Annotated in this window: 1 protein-coding gene; it reads left to right on the forward strand. The window is 44.3% G+C overall.

Translation table 11 applies throughout. The annotated features are described in order from the left end of the window. Window positions 1–140: 140 nt before the first annotated feature. A partial coding sequence (locus tag LZ23_RS11920; protein WP_045214502.1) for a site-specific integrase occupies window positions 141–1,270 on the forward strand: 1,130 nt, incomplete at its 3' end.

Consider the following 1,270-nt stretch of genomic DNA (forward strand, 5'->3'; position numbering starts at 1 on the left):
TTAAGCCTTGTATATCAACGGTTTTGAGAGATTATGCTGCTGTAAATGCGACCTCAATATGCCCTCAATATGAAGAAAAAATTTAATTTTTTCTCATTCCTTCATTATACTCTAAAAATTGTATAAGGAGGAATGTCTGGATGGCAGTGAAAAATTTAACTCAGGGTTTTGTAAACAAGGTGAATTGTGGCCAGGGAAAGGACAAAGAAAGGTTTCACGATTCGAAATGCAAGGGACTTATGCTTGAGATCCGACCGACTGGAACTAAAACGTTCTTTGTCAAGTACAAGGATCAGAGAGGCAGGTACAAACAGATGAAGCTTGGCAGGGCAGGGGATATTTCAGTTAGCCAGGCCCGTGAACTCGGGCATAGGATTTTAGGTAATGTGGCTATGGGCAAAGACCCCGGTGAAGAAAAGAGGAATCTTCAAGCCGTACCCAGGTTTGATGAGTTTGTAAGTGACAGGTTTTTACCGCACATCAAGAGCTATAAGAAATCCTGGAAGCTTGATGAGGGAATGCTTAGAAACCATATTCTGCCGGAATTTGGCTCTTTGTATCTGGACGAGATTACTGCTGAGATGGTTACAGAGTTTCACAACCAGAAGAAGGCAACCGGTTTAGCTCCAGCTTCTGTAAACAGGCTGCTTATTCTGATAAAGTTTATATTCAACCTTGCTATAAAATGGCAGACGCCCGGGTTAAAAGATAACCCAACCCAGAACATCAAAAAGTTTGAGGAGAACAATATGCGCGATAGATATTTGACCCTTGCGGAACTAAGTGCCCTGGATAATGCATTGAAGGTCAGCAAGAGCAAGGTGCTTGAGCCGATTGTTCTACTGCTTGTGCTTACCGGAGCCAGGAAGAGGGAAGTTATGGATGCCAAGTGGGAGGACTTCGATCTGGAAAGAAAAACTTGGAGGATTTCCATCACAAAAACAGGTAAGCCAAGGACGGTACCGCTGTCGGATAAAGCGCTGCAAGTACTGGGCGGGATAAAAAAAGTAGAGGGCAGCCCATACGTGTTTGCGAATCCCAAAACCAAAAAGCCTTATAATTGTGTGTATTATGGCTGGGACATGGCCAGAAAACGAGCTGGATTAGAGGACATATGCATGCATACGCTCAGACACAGTTTTGCAAGCTTTTTGATTAACGGAGGGCGCAGCATATATGAGGTAGGCAAGTTGCTGGGACACAGCCAGATCAGTACCACAATGCGTTATGCCCATTTGTCCGAGCAGACCCTGGCTGAGGCAGTGAATGT

Source organism: Desulfonatronovibrio magnus, assembly GCF_000934755.1.
GTDB lineage: Bacteria > Desulfobacterota > Desulfovibrionia > Desulfovibrionales > Desulfonatronovibrionaceae > Desulfonatronovibrio > Desulfonatronovibrio magnus.